Here is a 16,457-nt window from a genome sequence, read left to right as displayed (position 1 = left end):
CGCTTTATGTTTGAGGATACCGACGAGGTAACAGCCGTTATTATTTCTCAGGCAATTTAATATCTTTAAACATGGCTTCAATATCGTCGTTGGAACGTAGCGCCACCGCAGTATCCACCACATCACGCGTCAGATGCGGCGCGAAACGTTGAATAAAATCATACATGTAACTGCGTAAAAAAGTGCTGCGACGAAAACCAATCTTGGTGGTGCTATGGCTGAAGATATCATGGGCATCAACGCGCACCAGGTCAGGGTCGGAGACAGGATCAACCGCCATACTGGCAATTACCCCCACGCCGAGTCCCAGGCGTACATAGGTCTTAATGACATCGGCATCGGTCGCGGTAAAAACTATACGCGGCTCCAGACCCGCACGGTTGAACGCGGTGTCCAGTTCCGAACGTCCGGTAAATCCAAACGTGTAGGTCACCAGCGGGTACTGCGCCAGTTCTTCAATGGATACGGCGGATTTGCCCGCCAACGGATGGTCCGGCGTAACGACAATCGAACGGTTCCAGTGGTAGCAAGGCAGCATCACCAGATCGTCATACAGGTGCAGGGCTTCCGTCGCGATAGCAAAATCTGCATTCCCTTTCGAGACGGCTTCGGCGATTTGCGTCGGCGACCCCTGGTGCATATGCAATGAGACGCGTGGATAACGCTCAATAAAGCCTTTAATAACGTTCGGCAAAGCGTAACGCGCCTGAGTGTGCGTGGTGGCGATATACAGTGAGCCTTTGTCCGGCCAGGTATGTTCGCCAGCAACGGACTTAATGGCGTCCACCTTCGACAAAACTTCTCGCGCGATTCGAATGACTTCCTGCCCCGCTGGCGTAACCTGGGTCAGGTGCTTACCGCTACGGGCAAAAATCTGGATGCCAAGTTCATCTTCCAGCATACGAACTTGCTTACTGATACCTGGCTGCGAGGTATAAAGCCCTTCCGCCGTTGAGGAGACATTAAGGTTGTGGTTCACCACCTCAACAATGTAGCGAAGCTGCTGTAATTTCATGTTAAGCCATCCCGATTTGCGCCATCAAATCATCGTTTCAGAGCAGGCTCGTTGGCGCTGCTAATACGATTTAATAATAAAAAGTGTGTTAACTATAACCACTATATCATTTCTATGTGAGCTGTATAGGGATGGCAAAAAATAATACGCCAGAAACAAAAGGGCCGCTTACGCGACCCTTTGAGGAGAAACTCAGCCGGAATGCTGTTATTTCTTCCCTTCTACCCATTTACCGTCAACGAAGAACGCGGACCAGCCGGTCGCCTTACCGTCTTTCTCCGCAGCAACGTATTGCTGCTTGGTTTTACGGCTGAAACGAACCATCGACTTGTTGCCGTCCGGGTCAGTCTGCGGCGCATCTGCCAGATAGCGCAGTTTTTCCGGCAGACGATCGCGGAAGCGGTACAACTCTTCAACCAGCGGCGCACGTGTCTCACGTGATTTCGGGAACGTATTTGCCGCCAGGAAGATACCTGCAGCACCATCACGTAACACGAAATACGCATCAGATTTTTCACACGGCAGTTCTGGCAACGGAACCGGATCCTCTTTAGGTGGAGCAACTTCACCGTTACGCAGGATCTTACGGGTATTTTTGCACTCGTCGTTGGTACACGCCATGTACTTGCCGAAACGTCCCATTTTCAGGTGCATTTCAGAGCCACATTTCTCGCACTCAACGATAGGACCGTCATAACCCTTGATGCGGAATTCGCCTTCTTCGATCTCATAGCCATCACAGGTAGGGTTATTACCGCATACATGCAGCTTGCGCTTAGGATCGATAAGGTAGCTGTCCATCGCCGTGCCGCACTTCTGGCAGCGACGTTTGGCGCGCAAAGCGTTGGTTTCCGCATCGTCGCCTTCCAGCACGTTCAGCACTTCGTTTTCCGGCACCAGGTTAATGGTGGTTTTGCAACGCTCTTTCGGGGAAAGCGCATAGCCAGAACAACCCAGGAAAACGCCAGTGCTGGCGGTACGAATACCCATCTTGCGTCCGCAGGTTGGGCAATCAATGCTGGTCAGCACCATCTGGTTCGGACGCATACCGCCCTCTTCAGGATCTTTCTCGGCTTTATCCAGTTGCTGAGTAAAATCAGTGAAGAAGTTGTCGAGTACGCCCTTCCATTCGGCTTCGTGATTTGCCACCTGGTCGAGACTGTCTTCCATCTGCGCGGTAAAGTCGTAGTTCATCAGTTCGCGGAAGTTTTCTTCCAGACGATCGGTGACGATTTCACCCATTTTTTCAGCGTAGAAGCGACGGTTCTCAACGCGAACATAACCGCGATCCTGAATCGTAGAAATGATCGACGCATACGTGGATGGGCGACCAATCCCACGTTTTTCAAGCTCTTTAACCAGCGAAGCTTCACTGAAGCGCGCAGGCGGTTTGGTAAAGTGTTGCGCAGGTGTCAGTTCGATGAGCGTCAACGTATCGCCTTTATCCACCGCAGGTAAAATGCGGTCTTCATCGCCCTTACGCAGCGCAGGCATCACTTTCGTCCAGCCATCGAAGCGCAGAATACGACCACGCGCCTTCAGACGGAAATCACCCGCGCCCACCGTCAGCGTGGTGGAATCATATTTAGCAGGCGTCATCTGACAGGCAACAAACTGGCGCCAGATCAGCTGATACAGTTTTTGCGCATCGGCTTCCATATCTTTCAGCGATTCCGCCTGAACGGCGACATCGGAAGGACGGATAGCTTCGTGCGCTTCCTGCGAGTTCTCTTTGCTGGCGTACTGGTTCGCGCTCTCCGGCAGATACTTTTTGCCGAAATTATCGCTGATGTAATCGCGAACCATGTTCACCGCATCCTGACTCAGGTTGGTTGAGTCAGTACGCATATAAGTGATGTAGCCCGCTTCATACAAGCGCTGCGCCATCATCATGGTTTTCTTCACGCCGAATCCCAGACGCGTGCTGGCGGCCTGCTGTAGCGTGGAGGTGATGAACGGCGCACCCGGCTTGCTGCTGGTCGGCTTATCTTCACGTTCCAGAACGCTGTAGCGCGCTTTTTCCAACAGGCTAACGGCGGCAAGCGTTTGTTCCCGGTTGACAGGACGGAACGGTTTATCATTCTGATGCGTCACCTCAAGCGGTAACGCATCACCGCCTGGCGTGGTCGTGTTAGCATCAATTTCCCAGAACTCTTCAGGAACGAATGCTTTGATTTCGCGTTCACGCTCAACCACCAGACGCACGGCAACCGACTGTACGCGGCCTGCTGACAGGCCTCGCGCAATTTTTTTCCACAGCAGCGGCGACACCATATAGCCCACAACACGGTCCATAAAGCGGCGCGCCTGTTGCGCATTGACGCGGTCGATGTTCAGTTCGCCCGGTTTTTCAAACGCCTGACGAATAGCGTTTTTGGTAATTTCGTTAAACACCACGCGACTGTAGCGGGTGTCGTCGCCGCCGATCACTTCCCGCAGGTGCCACGCAATGGCTTCCCCTTCGCGGTCAAGGTCGGTTGCGAGATAGATGTGGTCGGCTTTTTCAGCCAGTTGCTTCAGTTCAGAAACAACTTTTTCTTTACCGGGCAGCACTTCATAGCGCGCATCCCAGTTGTGCCACGGGTCAACACCCATACGATTGACGAGAGCGCCACGTTCATCCTTTTTGGGCTTTTTAGCCGTTTTGGTGGAGGTTGAGTCGGCGCTCTTTTTAGTTGCTGAGCCACTGGTCGGCAAATCACGGATATGACCGACGCTGGATTTCACCACGTAGTCATTACCCAGATACTTGTTGATCGTTTTGGCTTTTGCCGGGGACTCAACGATGACAAGAGCTTTACCCATATTCACCTTTACCTAATTTGATTCTTCCAGAATGCGTCGCACGTTGATTCACCTTCCACTGGCGACGAGACATCGATATGGTCTCTGCGTCGGCGGATATCAACCCTTAAACTGATTCGCGCTTGTAATGTAACTCTCATGTAACTGAGTTAACAGGCTTTTTCGCTCACAAACGCTATAGCACGACGGAGTATTGGTCGAATGTCAAGCAAATCTGTTGCCAGATTGACGAAAGCGTCACACTGTACCTGATAAAATGCGTTACGCAACTTTATTAGCATGCAAAAACAAATCTCGCCACTTGCAACACTGTCGTAAGACCTTCATTTAAGTCAGGGTATATTTGCCCATAAGCCGGGCTCGGCGTAGACTAATGTCCTTGTTTAAGGAGTAAATAATGCATAAAGACACTCAACCCATCGATCGCGAAACACTGCTGATTGAAGCCAACAAAATCATTCGTGAGCATGAGGACACGCTGGCGGGGATTGTCGCCACCGGCGTAACGCAGCGAAATGGCGTGCTGGTTTTCAGCGGAGATTACTTTTTAGACGAGCAAGGGCTACCGACGCCCAAAAGTACGGCGGTGTTTAATATGTTTAAACATCTGGCGCACGTACTTTCTGAAAAGTATCACTTGATCGATTAACACGAGAAATGATTTGCCGGATGACGGCTGCGCCTCATCCGGCAATTACAATTTTACATCAGCGGTTTTTGTCCTCGCTGCCACCAACGCATCAGTAAACGATCGGCGCTCTCGGCGGCACTGCCGGTAAAACGGTCCATCAGTTTTTTACGCTGCAGATAACGTACGTTTAATACGTCACGACCGTCCATCAGTCCGAGGATCACCTCATCACTGGTATTGATCTCATCCACCAGCCCGTTGACCAGCGCCTGTTGACCAAACCAGTGTTCACCCGTGGCAACCTGCTCAATGTCCAGAGCCGGACGCATGCGCTGTACAAAATCTTTAAACAGATGATGGGTTTCGTTCAGGTCTTCGCGGAATTTCTGCCGCCCTTCTTCCGTGTTTTCACCAAGTAAGGTCAGCGTACGCTTGTACTGTCCGGCGGTGTGCAGTTCGATATCAATATCTTTCCCTTTCAGGAAGCGGTGAAAGTTCGGGATCTGTGCCACAACGCCAATAGAGCCGACAATAGCAAACGGCGCCGAGACAATTTTATCCGCCACGCAAGCCATCATATATCCGCCGCTCGCAGCGACTTTATCTACCGTAACGGTCAGCGGGATCTGCTTATCGCGCAGACGTTGTAACTGGGACGCGGCCAGGCCATAGCCGTGTACTACGCCGCCCGGACTTTCCAGACGAACTACGACCTGATCCTGGGGTTTAACGACCGCCAGGACTGCCGTCACCTCTTCGCGTAATGCGCTGACCTCATGGGCATCCATACTGCCTTTAAAATCAAGTACCCATACCCGTGGTTTATCAGATGACGTACTGTCTCCCAGTTTCGCTTTTGCCTTAGCGGCCTTCGCCTCAAGCTTGTGTTTCTTTTTCTGCGCCTTATGCCAGAATTTTTGCTGATGCCCATCCAATAAGGCCAGCGACAGGTCTTCTTTCATCTCTTTATATTGATCGCTGAGATTAATAACCCGCAATTCCCCACGCTGACGTTTGCGTTGTGTCGCGTTTACGATCAGCATAACTACCACCGCAATAGCCACCACGACAGTGACAATTTTTGCCAAAAACAACCCATATTCAGACAACAATTCCACGTGACCCACCTTGGTTAAACAACGCTACTTTCGCTCAGTGTACAACAGCCTTGTTAACCCGTCTTGCTTCATCCATTCAGTAAAAAGCATGACAACGCGTTCATTTTGCGGTGTTATTGCCTTTGGCTGATTGAAAAAGAACAGGGTTTAAGGCATAAAGCCCAAAAGTTATCGCGAACGAGATGGCCAGGACGTCGCCGAGGAGTAGCCGTGCATTATCAACCGAAACAAGATCTTCTACAGGACCGCATTATTCTGGTCACCGGTGCCAGCGATGGTATCGGGCGTGAAGCCGCACAGACCTACGCGCGTTACGGCGCGACCGTTATTCTGTTAGGGCGTAACGAAGAAAAACTGCGTCAGGTTGCCCGCTCCATCGCCGAAGAAAAAGGTACGCAACCACACTGGTTCACGCTGGATCTGCTCACCTGTACGTCTGACGAATGCCACCAGCTCGCACAGCGCATTGCCGCGCATTTCCCGCGTCTGGATGGCGTATTGCATAATGCCGGATTGCTCGGTGACATTTGCCCGATGAGCGAGCAAAACCCGCAGGTATGGCAGGACGTGATGCAGGTAAACGTGAACGCCACCTTTATGCTGACTCAGGCATTGTTACCGTTGTTGCTCAAATCCGATGCCGGATCGCTGGTCTTTACCTCCTCCAGCGTCGGTCGCCAGGGGCGCGCCAACTGGGGGGCATACGCCACCTCCAAATTTGCTACCGAAGGAATGATGCAGGTTCTGGCTGATGAATATCAGAACCGCCACCTGCGCGTAAACTGTATCAATCCAGGTGGAACGCGTACCGGCATGCGAGCCAGCGCGTTCCCGACGGAAGATCCGCAAAAATTGAAAACCCCCGCCGATATTATGCCGCTGTACCTGTGGCTGATGGGCGATGACAGCCGCCGTAAAACCGGTATGACTTTCGATGCCCAGCCGGGCCGTAAACCAGGAATCGCCCAATGAGTGAAGAACGCTATCAGCAGCGCCAGCAGCGCGTAAAAGACCGGGTTGACGCCCGTGTTGCCGCCGCCAGAGACGAGCGCGGGATTATTATTGTGTTCACCGGAAATGGTAAGGGTAAAACCACCGCCGCGTTCGGTACCGCCACGCGCGCAGTAGGCCACGGTAAAAAAGTTGGTGTAGTGCAATTTATTAAGGGGACGTGGCCAAACGGTGAACGAAACTTACTCGAACCCCACGGCGTTGAGTTTCAGGTCATGGCGACAGGATTTACCTGGGAAACGCAGAACCGCGAGTCCGACACCGCAGCCTGCATGGCCGTATGGGAACACGGCAAGCGGATGCTGGCCGACGCTGAGCTGGATATGGTGATACTGGACGAGCTGACCTACATGGTTGCATACGACTATCTGCCGCTCGACGAGGTCATCAATGCCCTAAACGCGCGCCCTGCCCATCAAACGGTTATTATCACCGGTCGTGGATGTCATCGCGATATTCTGGAGTTAGCGGATACGGTCAGCGAACTGCGGCCAGTTAAGCACGCCTTTGAAGCGGGTGTGAAAGCCCAGATGGGGATCGATTACTGACAGTAGGCCGGATAAGGCGCTTACGCCGCATCCGGCTCCACGCTAACGCCTGATGGCGCGTTGCTCATCAGGCCTACTCATGATTAACCGTTGTTGCTGCGACCGCCCGGACGACGGCTGCCGCCAACCTGAGAGTGGCGCTTCACCGCACGGCGGATCTGGTTTGCCTTCATACGGCGACGATCTTTCTCGACGGCAACTTTAGAGGTGGTTTCCGGCTTCAGTTCCACCAGTTCACGCAAATAGTTGGTCTGCGCGAGGTCAAGTTCCGTCCAGCCGCCACGCGGCAGGCCCTTCGGCAGTGGGATATCACCGTAACGTACACGGATAAGACGACTTACCTGCACGCCCACGGCTTCCCACAGGCGACGGACTTCACGGTTACGCCCTTCGGTCAACGTGACATTATACCACTGGTTGATCCCTTCACCGCCGCTGAACTTGATCGTTTTAAATGCGGCCGGACCATCTTCCAGCTGCACGCCACGACTCAGATCGCGCAGTTTTGCGTCATCAACCTGACCAAACACACGCACCGCATATTCACGTTCAACTTCGCGGCTTGGGTGCATCAGACGGTTCGCCAGTTCGCCATCGGTGGTAAACAGCAGTAAACCACAGGTATTCACGTCCAGACGTCCCACGGCAATCCAGCGCGCATCGCGCAGTTTTGGCAGACGATCAAACACGGTCGGACGACCTTCCGGGTCGTTACGGGTACACAGTTCACCTTCTGGCTTGTAATAAGCCAGAACACGGCAGATTTGCTCCGCAGATTCTTTAACCGAAATCAGATGACCGTCGATACGGATTTTCAGACCCGGCGTAACTTCAACGCGATCGCCGAGCGTGGCAATTTTGCCATCAACGCTCACGCGACCCGCGGCAATTATGGATTCAATTTCACGGCGAGAACCGTGGCCAGCGCGCGCCAGCACTTTTTGTAACTTTTCGCTCATAGAGCTTCCTTTAGATGTCGCCTTCACAGGCGTCGAACAGGAGAATCAACGGCGCCAGTCAGCGCCATTTTAAGGCCGCGTAGTATAGCGGTTCGCGCCCTTATAAGAAAGGTTTAACGTCGCCGACGCCTTCGCGCAATACCACCGGGGAATCATCGGTTAAATCGATAACCGTGGTTGGCTGCTGGCCGAGATATCCACCGTGGATAATCAAATCCACCACTTTCTCCAGACGATCTTTGATTTCTTCCGGATCTGACTCGGTAAATTCGCTGCCCGGCAGCATCAGTGATGTAGAGAGCATAGGCTCGCCCAGCGCTTCCAGCAGCGCCAGCGCAATCGGATTCGAGGGTACACGCAAGCCGATGGTCTTACGTTTTTCCTGCAACAGTCGACGTGGTACTTCTTTCGTCCCCTTCAGGATGAACGTGTAGTTACCCGGCGTGTTGTTTTTAATTAAACGGAAGGCCACGTTGTCGACAAACGAATAGGTCGACAGTTCGGACAGGTCACGACACATCAGCGTAAAGTTGTGCCCGTCCGGCAGGTGACGGATGCGACAAATGCGCTCCATTGCGCCTTTATCTTCAATTTTGCAACCCAACGCATAGCCGGAATCAGTTGGATAGACGATCACCCCTCCTTTACGCACGATTTCAACGGCCTGATTGATCAGTCGCTGCTGTGGGTTTTCGGGATGAATATAAAAAAACTGGCTCATACTTTCCTCTCTGTGGTCTCGGGCTGTTCCCAAAGTTGCCAGACGCCTTCTACGCCTGCGGGCAACCAGAGTTTACGACCCAGCTCAATCCATGGGCAGGGTAGATGAAAATCAGACCCTTGCGATGCCCACAGTTGATGCTGACGCGCAAGCGTCGCCAGATGGGTGCGTTCATTGGGAGACTGCTGGCACTGTGCCACTTCCATCGCGTCGCCGTGATGTTCAGCAAAATGCGCAACCAGTCTTTTCAGCCACTTAGCGCTAAGATCGTACCGCCCAGGATGAGCCAGAACTGCCTTACCGCCAGAATGATGAATGACATCAATAGCTTGTTCTATTGTACACCACTGTGGCGGAACGTAACCGGTTTTCCCACGAGCAAGATATTTTTTAAAGACATCCGCCATGGTTGTAGCTTTTCCGCATTCCACCAGGAAACGCGCGAAATGCCCCCGAGTGATCGCCCCGCCATCAGCCAGGCGTAATGCCCCTTCCCACGCGCCGGGAATATGCGCTTTGTCGAGTCGTTCAGCAATCAGGCGCGCGCGCTGCTGACGACGTTCCGTTTGCTGCGCCAGAAATTCGCACATCATTGGATGGACGATATCAATGTTCAGACCCACGATATGGATCTCATGGTTTTCCCAGACTGTTGATATCTCGACGCCAGGGATCAAATTTAACGCTAAACCCGCACGTGAAATTTCTTCTCTTGCCGCCGCAATACCCGCTGTGGTGTCATGATCGGTGATCGCCAGTGTACCGACTCGCATCTCTACCGCACGGTGTACTAAGGCTTCTGGCGTTAATCGCCCATCGGAGGCTGTAGTATGACTGTGCAGGTCATAAATCACTGCGTAATTCGTGTCGCTCAATGCGGCTCCCGTTTCACTAAATGTCTTAACCCGCCCATCATAGCGGTTTAGACAAATATACTGAAATCAGGTGTTGACTTTATTCCATTGAACTAGTTAACTAGTACGCAAGTTCACATGAAGAAGGTATCTGAGATGAAAGCAACATATGTTCTGCACGGTTGGTGGCGCACTTCCTGATTTCGGGCAGTGTCTTACGTCTGCAATATGCAACCAGATACCCGGCCCGCCAAATGAGCGGGCTTTTTTTTGAACAAAATTAATGAGAATAACGATGCAAACACAAAAACCGACACTCGAGCTGCTTGCCTGCGATGCCGCCTACCGTGAAAATCCGACGGCGCTGTTTCATCAGGTGTGTGGCGCACGTCCGGCAACGCTGCTGCTGGAATCTGCCGATATCGACAGCAAAGACGATCTGAAGAGCTTGCTGCTGGTCGACAGCGCATTACGAATTACCGCCATCGGTGACACTGTCACCATCCAGGCATTATCCGCTAACGGCGCATCGCTGCTGCCGCTGCTGGATGCTGCCCTGCCCGCGGGTGTTGAGAACAAACAACAGCCGAATGGTCGCCATCTGCGATTCCCTGCCGTTAGCCCGCTGCTGGATGAAGACGCCCGCTTATGTTCCCTGTCCGTATTTGATGCCTTCCGTTTATTGCAGGAGCTGGTTAATGTTCCTGCGCAAGAACGTGAAGCGATGTTCTTCGGCGGTCTGTTTTCCTACGACCTGGTTGCCGGTTTTGAAGATTTACCTCAGCTTGAAGCGGGCAACCGTTGCCCTGACTACTGCTTCTATCTGGCAGAAACGCTCATGGTCATCGACCATCAGAAGAAAAGCACCCGCATTCAGGCCAGCATTTTTACCCCCAGCGATGCAGAAAAACAGCGTCTTAATGCCCGTCTGGCGCAACTGAGCCAGCAGCTTACCGAACCTGCGCCGCCGCTGCCCGTCACTGAAGTCCCGCACATGCGCTGCGAATGCAATCAGAGCGATGAAGAGTTTGCCGCCGTGGTTCGTGGTATGCAAAAAGCCATTCGCGCTGGCGAAATTTTCCAGGTGGTTCCATCCCGTCGTTTCTCGCTGCCCTGCCCGTCACCGCTGGCGGCCTACTATGTGCTGAAGAAAAGTAACCCCAGCCCGTACATGTTTTTTATGCAGGACAACGATTTCACACTGTTCGGCGCCTCTCCGGAAAGCTCGCTGAAATACGATGCCACCAGCCGGCAGATTGAAATCTATCCGATTGCCGGGACCCGCCCACGCGGTCGTCGTGCGGACGGTTCGCTGGACCGCGATCTCGACAGCCGTATTGAGCTGGAGATGCGTACCGATCATAAAGAGCTTTCCGAGCACCTGATGCTGGTAGACCTGGCGCGTAACGACCTGGCGCGCATCTGTACGCCCGGCAGCCGCTACGTTGCTGACCTCACCAAAGTGGATCGTTATTCCTTCGTTATGCACCTGGTTTCCCGCGTAGTCGGCGAGCTGCGTAGCGATCTGGATGTGCTGCATGCTTACCGCGCCTGTATGAACATGGGTACGCTAAGCGGAGCACCGAAAGTTCGCGCCATGCAGCTTATCGCCGAGGCCGAAGGCCGTCGTCGCGGCAGCTATGGCGGTGCAGTAGGTTACTTCACGGCCCATGGCGATCTGGATACCTGTATTGTGATTCGTTCCGCCCTCGTGGAAGACGGTATTGCCACCGTACAGGCTGGCGCCGGAATTGTTCTGGATTCCGTTGGGCAGTCAGAAGCCGATGAAACCCGTAATAAAGCGCGTGCGGTTCTGCGTGCTATCGCCACCGCACACCACGCACAGGAGACCTTCTAATGGCTGACATTCTGCTGCTCGATAATATCGACTCTTTTACCTATAACCTGGCAGATCAGCTGCGTACTAACGGTCATAACGTGGTGATTTACCGCAACCATATTCCGGCCCAGACATTAATAGACCGCTTAGCGACCATGAAAAATCCGGTGCTGATGCTCTCTCCAGGTCCAGGTGCGCCAAGCGAAGCGGGCTGCATGCCGGAGCTGTTAACCCGCCTGCGCGGCAAGCTGCCAATCATCGGCATTTGTCTGGGGCATCAGGCCATTGTCGAGGCCTATGGTGGATACGTGGGACAGGCTGGGGAAATCCTGCACGGCAAAGCGTCCAGCATTGAACACGATGGTCAGGCAATGTTCGCCGGTCTGGCAAATCCGCTGCCAGTGGCGCGCTATCACTCGCTGGTTGGCAGCAACGTTCCGGCCGGATTGACCATCAACGCCCACTTTAACGGCATGGTGATGGCGGTACGTCACGATACCGATCGCGTATGTGGCTTCCAGTTCCATCCAGAATCCATTCTGACCACCCAGGGCGCACGTCTGCTGGAGCAAACGCTGGCCTGGGCGCAACAGAAACTCGAACAGACCAATACCCTGCAACCTATTCTGGAGAAACTGTATCAGGCCCAGACGCTGTCTCAGCAGGAAAGCCACCAGCTGTTCTCCGCCGTGGTACGCGGTGAACTGAAGCCGGAACAACTGGCTGCGGCGCTGGTGAGCATGAAAATTCGTGGCGAGCACCCGAATGAAATTGCCGGTGCGGCAACCGCGTTGCTGGAAAACGCCGCCCCGTTCCCGCGACCTGATTATCTGTTTGCCGATATTGTCGGTACCGGCGGTGATGGCAGCAACAGTATCAATATTTCCACCGCCAGCGCCTTTGTGGCGGCCGCTTGCGGACTGAAAGTCGCCAAACACGGCAACCGCAGCGTCTCCAGCAAGTCGGGCTCTTCGGATCTGTTAGCGGCTTTTGGCATCAATCTGGATATGAACGCCGATAAATCCCGTCAGGCACTTGACGACCTCGGTGTGTGTTTCTTGTTTGCGCCGAAATACCACACCGGTTTTCGCCATGCTATGCCGGTACGCCAACAGTTGAAAACCCGTACGCTGTTTAACGTCCTCGGCCCGTTGATTAACCCGGCACATCCGCCGCTGGCGCTGATCGGCGTTTACAGTCCGGAACTGGTGCTGCCGATTGCCGAAACGCTGCGCGTGTTGGGGTATCAGCGGGCAGCCGTGGTGCACAGCGGCGGCATGGATGAAGTTTCCCTGCATGCACCGACCATTGTGGCAGAGTTGCATGATGGCGAAATCAAGAGCTATCAACTGACGGCGGAAGACTTTGGCCTGACGCCTTACCACCAAGAACAGCTGGCTGGCGGCACGCCGGAAGAAAACCGTGACATTCTTAGTCGCTTGTTACAAGGTAAAGGTGAAGCCGCTCATGAAGCTGCTGTTGCCGCGAATGTCGCCATGTTAATGCGCCTGCACGGTGAAGAAGATTTAAAAGCCAATGCGCAAACCGTGATTAATGTACTGCGCAGCGGCGCGGCCTATGACCGTGTCACTGCACTGGCAGCAAGAGGGTAAATGATGCAAACCGTTTTAGCGAAAATTGTCGCAGACAAGGCGATTTGGGTAGAAGCCCGCAAACAGCAACAACCGCTGGCCAGCTTTCAGAATGATGTTCAACCCAGCTCTCGTGATTTCTACGATGCGCTGCAAGGTGCACGCACCGCCTTTATTCTGGAGTGCAAAAAAGCGTCTCCGTCAAAAGGCGTGATCCGTGATGACTTCGACCCGGCACAGATTGCGGGCGTATATAAACAATATGCTTCTGCGATTTCCGTACTGACCGATGAGAAATATTTCCAGGGGAGCTTTGATTTCCTGCCCATCGTCAGCCGCATCGCACCGCAACCGATTCTGTGTAAGGACTTTATTATCGATCCTTACCAGATTTACCTGGCGCGCTTCTATCAGGCGGACGCCTGTCTGCTGATGCTGTCGGTACTTGATGATGAGCAATATCGTCAACTCGCCGCCGTCGCCCACAGTTTGAAAATGGGCGTACTGACCGAGGTCAGTAACGATGAAGAGCTGGAGCGTGCTATCGCACTGGGTGCCAAAGTCGTCGGTATCAACAACCGTGATTTACGCGACCTGTCGATCGATCTGAATCGCACCCGCCAACTGGCGCCGCGACTGGGTCATGGCGTAACCGTCATCAGCGAGTCCGGTATCAATACCTATGGTCAAGTGCGAGAACTCAGCCACTTCGCCAACGGTTTTCTGATTGGCTCCGCGTTGATGTCGCATGATGATCTGCATGCTGCCGTGCGTCGCGTTCTGCTCGGCGAAAATAAAGTCTGCGGTTTAACCCGGCCTCAGGATGCAAACGCGGCATACGAAGCGGGTGCCATATACGGCGGGTTGATTTTTGTGTCCACATCGCCACGCGCGGTCAGCGTTGAACGCGCGCGCGAGGTCATGACCGGCGCACCGCTGCAATATGTCGGGGTGTTTCGCAACGCAGAGATCACCGACGTGCGTGAAACAGCGGTGGCTCTGGGGCTAACAGCCGTGCAATTGCATGGTAGCGAAGACCAGGCCTATGTTGACGCCCTGCGCGACGCGCTCCCCGAACAGGTGCAAATCTGGAAGGCGTTAAGCGTCAGCGAAACGTTGCCAGCTCGTGATTATCAGCACGTCGATAAATACGTATTCGACAATGGTCAGGGCGGCAGCGGTCAACGCTTCGACTGGTCACTTTTAGGCGGACAATCGCTGGATAACGTTTTACTGGCTGGCGGACTCGGCGCTGATAACTGCGTTGACGCGGCAAAAACCGGCTGTGCCGGTCTCGATTTCAATTCTGGCGTAGAGTCACAGCCGGGCATCAAGGATGCACGTCTTTTGGCTTCGGTCTTTCAGACGCTGCGCGCATATTAAGGAAAAGGACATGACAACATTACTCAATCCGTATTTTGGTGAATTTGGCGGTATGTATGTGCCACAGATTCTGATGCCTGCCCTGCGCCAGTTGGAGGAAGCTTTTGTCAGCGCGCAAAAGGATCCTGAATTTCAGGCGCAGTTTACAGACCTGCTGAAAAACTATGCTGGTCGTCCAACTGCACTGACCAAATGCCAGAATATTACTCAAGGCACCAACACTACGCTGTATCTCAAACGTGAAGATTTGCTGCACGGCGGCGCGCACAAAACCAACCAGGTGCTGGGCCAGGCATTGCTGGCGAAACGTATGGGGAAAACGGAGATCATCGCCGAAACCGGCGCGGGCCAGCACGGTGTTGCATCAGCTCTCGCCAGCGCACTGCTGGGGCTGAAATGCCGTATTTATATGGGTGCAAAAGACGTTGAACGCCAGTCGCCAAACGTTTTCCGTATGCGTCTGATGGGGGCTGAAGTTATCCCGGTTCACAGCGGTTCTGCAACCCTGAAAGATGCCTGTAACGAAGCGCTGCGCGACTGGTCTGGCAGCTACGATACCGCGCACTATATGCTCGGTACGGCGGCGGGTCCACATCCCTTCCCGACCATTGTTCGTGAATTTCAGCGCATGATCGGCGAGGAAACTAAAGCGCAGATCCTTGAAAAAGAAGGTCGCCTGCCGGACGCGGTTATCGCCTGCGTGGGCGGCGGTTCTAACGCCATCGGTATGTTCGCGGACTTTATTAATGAAACCAGCGTCGGTTTGATTGGCGTCGAGCCTGGCGGCCATGGGATTGAATCAGGGGAACATGGCGCACCGTTGAAGCATGGTCGTGTCGGGATTTATTTCGGCATGAAGTCCCCGATGATGCAGACCGAAGAAGGACAGATTGAAGAGTCTTACTCTATTTCCGCGGGGCTGGATTTCCCGTCTGTCGGGCCGCAGCATGCGTATCTGAACAGCATTGGTCGCGCCGATTATGTTTCGATCACCGACGACGAAGCGCTCGAGGCCTTCAAAACGCTGTGTCTGCACGAGGGGATTATTCCGGCGCTGGAGTCCTCCCATGCCCTGGCACACGCATTGAAAATGATGCGTGAAAACCCGGAAAAAGAGCAGTTACTGGTGGTTAATCTCTCCGGTCGCGGCGACAAAGACATTTTCACCGTACACGATATTCTGAAAGCGCGAGGGGAAATCTGATGGAACGTTACGAAAACCTGTTTGCACAGCTGAAGGACCGCAAAGAAGGTGCTTTTGTCCCCTTCGTAACCCTGGGCGATCCGTCTGTTGAGCAGTCACTGAAAATCATTGATACGCTGATTGACGCCGGTGCTGATGCCCTTGAGCTCGGTATTCCGTTCTCCGATCCGCTGGCTGACGGTCCAACCATTCAGGAAGCCACCTTGCGTGCGTTTGCCGCCGGCGTCACGCCGTCGCAATGCTTTGAAATGCTGGCGCTGATTCGCCAGAAGCACCCTACGATTCCCATTGGCTTGCTGATGTATGCCAACCTGGTGTTTAGCAAGGGCATTGACGAGTTTTACGCCCAGTGTGAAAAAGTTGGCGTGGATTCCGTGTTAGTAGCCGATGTTCCCGTTGAAGAGTCCGCGCCATTCAGAGCTGCGGCGCTCCGCCACAACATTGCGCCAATTTTTATCTGCCCACCGAACGCTGATGAAGAACTGCTGCGCCAGATAGCCTCTCATGGCCGCGGCTATACCTATTTGCTTTCGCGTGCGGGCGTGACCGGTGCTGAAAATCGTGCGGCGTTACCGCTGCATCACCTGGTCGAAAAGTTGAAAGCATATGATGCTCCGCCTTCTTTACAGGGGTTTGGTATCTCTGCACCTGAACAGGTAACCGGCGCGATTGACGCTGGCGCTGCTGGCGCTATTTCCGGCTCGGCAATTGTGAAAATCATTGAGAAAAATGTTGCGGCACCGGAACAGATGTTGGCTGAGCTGAAATCTTTTGTC

The 16,457-nt window shown here is 53.6% G+C and carries 15 protein-coding genes and 1 other annotated feature; of the genes, 9 read left to right on the top strand and 6 right to left on the bottom strand.

Going from position 1 to position 16,457, the window contains the following annotated elements:
• Positions 1-40: 40 nt before the first annotated feature.
• On the bottom strand, positions 41-1,015 hold the full coding sequence (cysB, locus tag FDW87_RS18865; RefSeq protein WP_016153251.1) for an HTH-type transcriptional regulator CysB: 975 nt from the start codon (positions 1,013-1,015) through the stop codon (positions 41-43).
• Between the two features lie 207 nt (positions 1,016-1,222).
• Positions 1,223-3,820, bottom strand: coding sequence for a type I DNA topoisomerase (topA, locus tag FDW87_RS18860; protein ID WP_016153252.1), 2,598 nt, complete (start codon positions 3,818-3,820; stop codon positions 1,223-1,225).
• 397 nt (positions 3,821-4,217) lie between these two features.
• Between topA and FDW87_RS18855 the strand changes: the two genes are divergently transcribed.
• Positions 4,218-4,469, top strand: a complete 252-nt coding sequence (locus FDW87_RS18855; protein WP_003020616.1) for a YciN family protein — start codon at positions 4,218-4,220, stop codon at positions 4,467-4,469.
• Between the two features lie 53 nt (positions 4,470-4,522).
• On the opposite strand, the gene sohB is transcribed toward FDW87_RS18855, so the two are convergent.
• Complete coding sequence (gene sohB, locus FDW87_RS18850) at positions 4,523-5,569, bottom strand: protease SohB (protein ID WP_137380042.1); 1,047 nt, start codon at positions 5,567-5,569, stop codon at positions 4,523-4,525.
• 210 nt (positions 5,570-5,779) lie between these two features.
• On the opposite strand from sohB, the gene FDW87_RS18845 reads away from it, so the two are divergent.
• Positions 5,780-6,541, top strand: coding sequence for a YciK family oxidoreductase (locus FDW87_RS18845; protein WP_016156651.1), 762 nt, complete (start codon positions 5,780-5,782; stop codon positions 6,539-6,541).
• On the top strand, positions 6,538-7,128 hold the full coding sequence (gene cobO / locus FDW87_RS18840; RefSeq protein ID WP_016153255.1) for a cob(I)yrinic acid a,c-diamide adenosyltransferase: 591 nt from the start codon (positions 6,538-6,540) through the stop codon (positions 7,126-7,128). Before FDW87_RS18845 ends, cobO begins: the two co-directional genes overlap by 4 nt.
• An 83-nt stretch (positions 7,129-7,211) precedes the next feature.
• Here cobO and rluB read toward each other — a convergent pair whose 3' ends face one another.
• The 3 genes from rluB to rnm all read right to left on the bottom strand — a co-directional run bounded on the left by rluB (position 7,212) and on the right by rnm (position 9,683).
• A complete protein-coding gene (gene rluB / locus FDW87_RS18835; RefSeq protein WP_006684306.1) occupies positions 7,212-8,087 on the bottom strand; it encodes a 23S rRNA pseudouridine(2605) synthase RluB in 876 nt (291 codons plus the stop codon).
• Positions 8,088-8,187: 100 nt separating this feature from the next.
• Positions 8,188-8,808 (bottom strand): L-threonylcarbamoyladenylate synthase, encoded by a 621-nt coding sequence (locus FDW87_RS18830; protein ID WP_016153256.1) that lies wholly within the window; start codon positions 8,806-8,808, stop codon positions 8,188-8,190.
• Positions 8,805-9,683 carry an RNase AM gene (gene rnm, locus FDW87_RS18825; protein WP_047417264.1) on the bottom strand — a complete coding sequence of 293 codons (879 nt, stop codon included), beginning with the start codon at positions 9,681-9,683 and terminating at the stop codon, positions 8,805-8,807. Before rnm ends, FDW87_RS18830 begins: the two co-directional genes overlap by 4 nt.
• Before the next feature lie 117 nt (positions 9,684-9,800).
• Here rnm and trpL point away from each other — a divergent pair, with 117 nt between their 5' ends.
• From trpL to trpA, 6 genes are all read left to right on the top strand, one after another.
• The gene (gene trpL, locus FDW87_RS23345; protein ID WP_072034401.1) at positions 9,801-9,863 is read left to right on the top strand and encodes a trp operon leader peptide; all 63 of its coding nucleotides are present in this window, start codon (positions 9,801-9,803) and stop codon (positions 9,861-9,863) included.
• Positions 9,840-9,934: a sequence feature (Trp leader region), on the top strand. It overlaps the preceding gene by 24 nt.
• A 23-nt stretch (positions 9,935-9,957) precedes the next feature.
• Entirely contained in the window at positions 9,958-11,520 is a 1,563-nt protein-coding gene (locus tag FDW87_RS18815; protein ID WP_016156654.1) for an anthranilate synthase component 1, read from the top strand.
• A complete protein-coding gene (trpD, locus tag FDW87_RS18810) occupies positions 11,520-13,115 on the top strand; it encodes a bifunctional anthranilate synthase glutamate amidotransferase component TrpG/anthranilate phosphoribosyltransferase TrpD (RefSeq protein WP_003020639.1) in 1,596 nt (531 codons plus the stop codon). The genes FDW87_RS18815 and trpD overlap by 1 nt, the downstream gene beginning before the upstream one ends.
• 3 nt (positions 13,116-13,118) lie before the next feature.
• The gene (gene trpCF, locus FDW87_RS18805) at positions 13,119-14,477 is read left to right on the top strand and encodes a bifunctional indole-3-glycerol-phosphate synthase TrpC/phosphoribosylanthranilate isomerase TrpF (protein ID WP_137380057.1); all 1,359 of its coding nucleotides are present in this window, start codon (positions 13,119-13,121) and stop codon (positions 14,475-14,477) included.
• Positions 14,478-14,487: 10 nt separating this feature from the next.
• Positions 14,488-15,681, top strand: coding sequence for a tryptophan synthase subunit beta (gene trpB / locus FDW87_RS18800; RefSeq protein WP_003020645.1), 1,194 nt, complete (start codon positions 14,488-14,490; stop codon positions 15,679-15,681).
• Positions 15,681-16,457: tryptophan synthase subunit alpha (gene trpA / locus FDW87_RS18795; RefSeq protein ID WP_137380056.1), on the top strand; the 777-nt coding region annotated here is incomplete at its 3' end. The genes trpB and trpA, both read left to right, overlap by 1 nt.

It is taken from the genome of Citrobacter sp. wls826 (genome assembly GCF_005281245.1).
Classification (GTDB): Bacteria; Pseudomonadota; Gammaproteobacteria; order Enterobacterales; family Enterobacteriaceae; genus Citrobacter; species Citrobacter braakii.
Note: the sequence above shows the minus strand (reverse complement) of the source record. Positions and strands in the feature narration are given on the sequence as shown.

Coding starts and splice junctions, on each gene's coding strand:
- FDW87_RS18830 (WP_016153256.1), bottom strand. CDS start 8,808: ATGAGCCAGTTTTTTTATATTCATCCCGAAAACCCACAGCAGCGACTG.
- FDW87_RS18855 (WP_003020616.1), top strand. CDS start 4,218: ATGCATAAAGACACTCAACCCATCGATCGCGAAACACTGCTGATTGAA.
- topA (WP_016153252.1), bottom strand. CDS start 3,820: ATGGGTAAAGCTCTTGTCATCGTTGAGTCCCCGGCAAAAGCCAAAACG.
- trpCF (WP_137380057.1), top strand. CDS start 13,119: ATGCAAACCGTTTTAGCGAAAATTGTCGCAGACAAGGCGATTTGGGTA.
- rluB (WP_006684306.1), bottom strand. CDS start 8,087: ATGAGCGAAAAGTTACAAAAAGTGCTGGCGCGCGCTGGCCACGGTTCT.
- trpB (WP_003020645.1), top strand. CDS start 14,488: ATGACAACATTACTCAATCCGTATTTTGGTGAATTTGGCGGTATGTAT.
- cobO (WP_016153255.1), top strand. CDS start 6,538: ATGAGTGAAGAACGCTATCAGCAGCGCCAGCAGCGCGTAAAAGACCGG.
- cysB (WP_016153251.1), bottom strand. CDS start 1,015: ATGAAATTACAGCAGCTTCGCTACATTGTTGAGGTGGTGAACCACAAC.
- trpD (WP_003020639.1), top strand. CDS start 11,520: ATGGCTGACATTCTGCTGCTCGATAATATCGACTCTTTTACCTATAAC.
- FDW87_RS18815 (WP_016156654.1), top strand. CDS start 9,958: ATGCAAACACAAAAACCGACACTCGAGCTGCTTGCCTGCGATGCCGCC.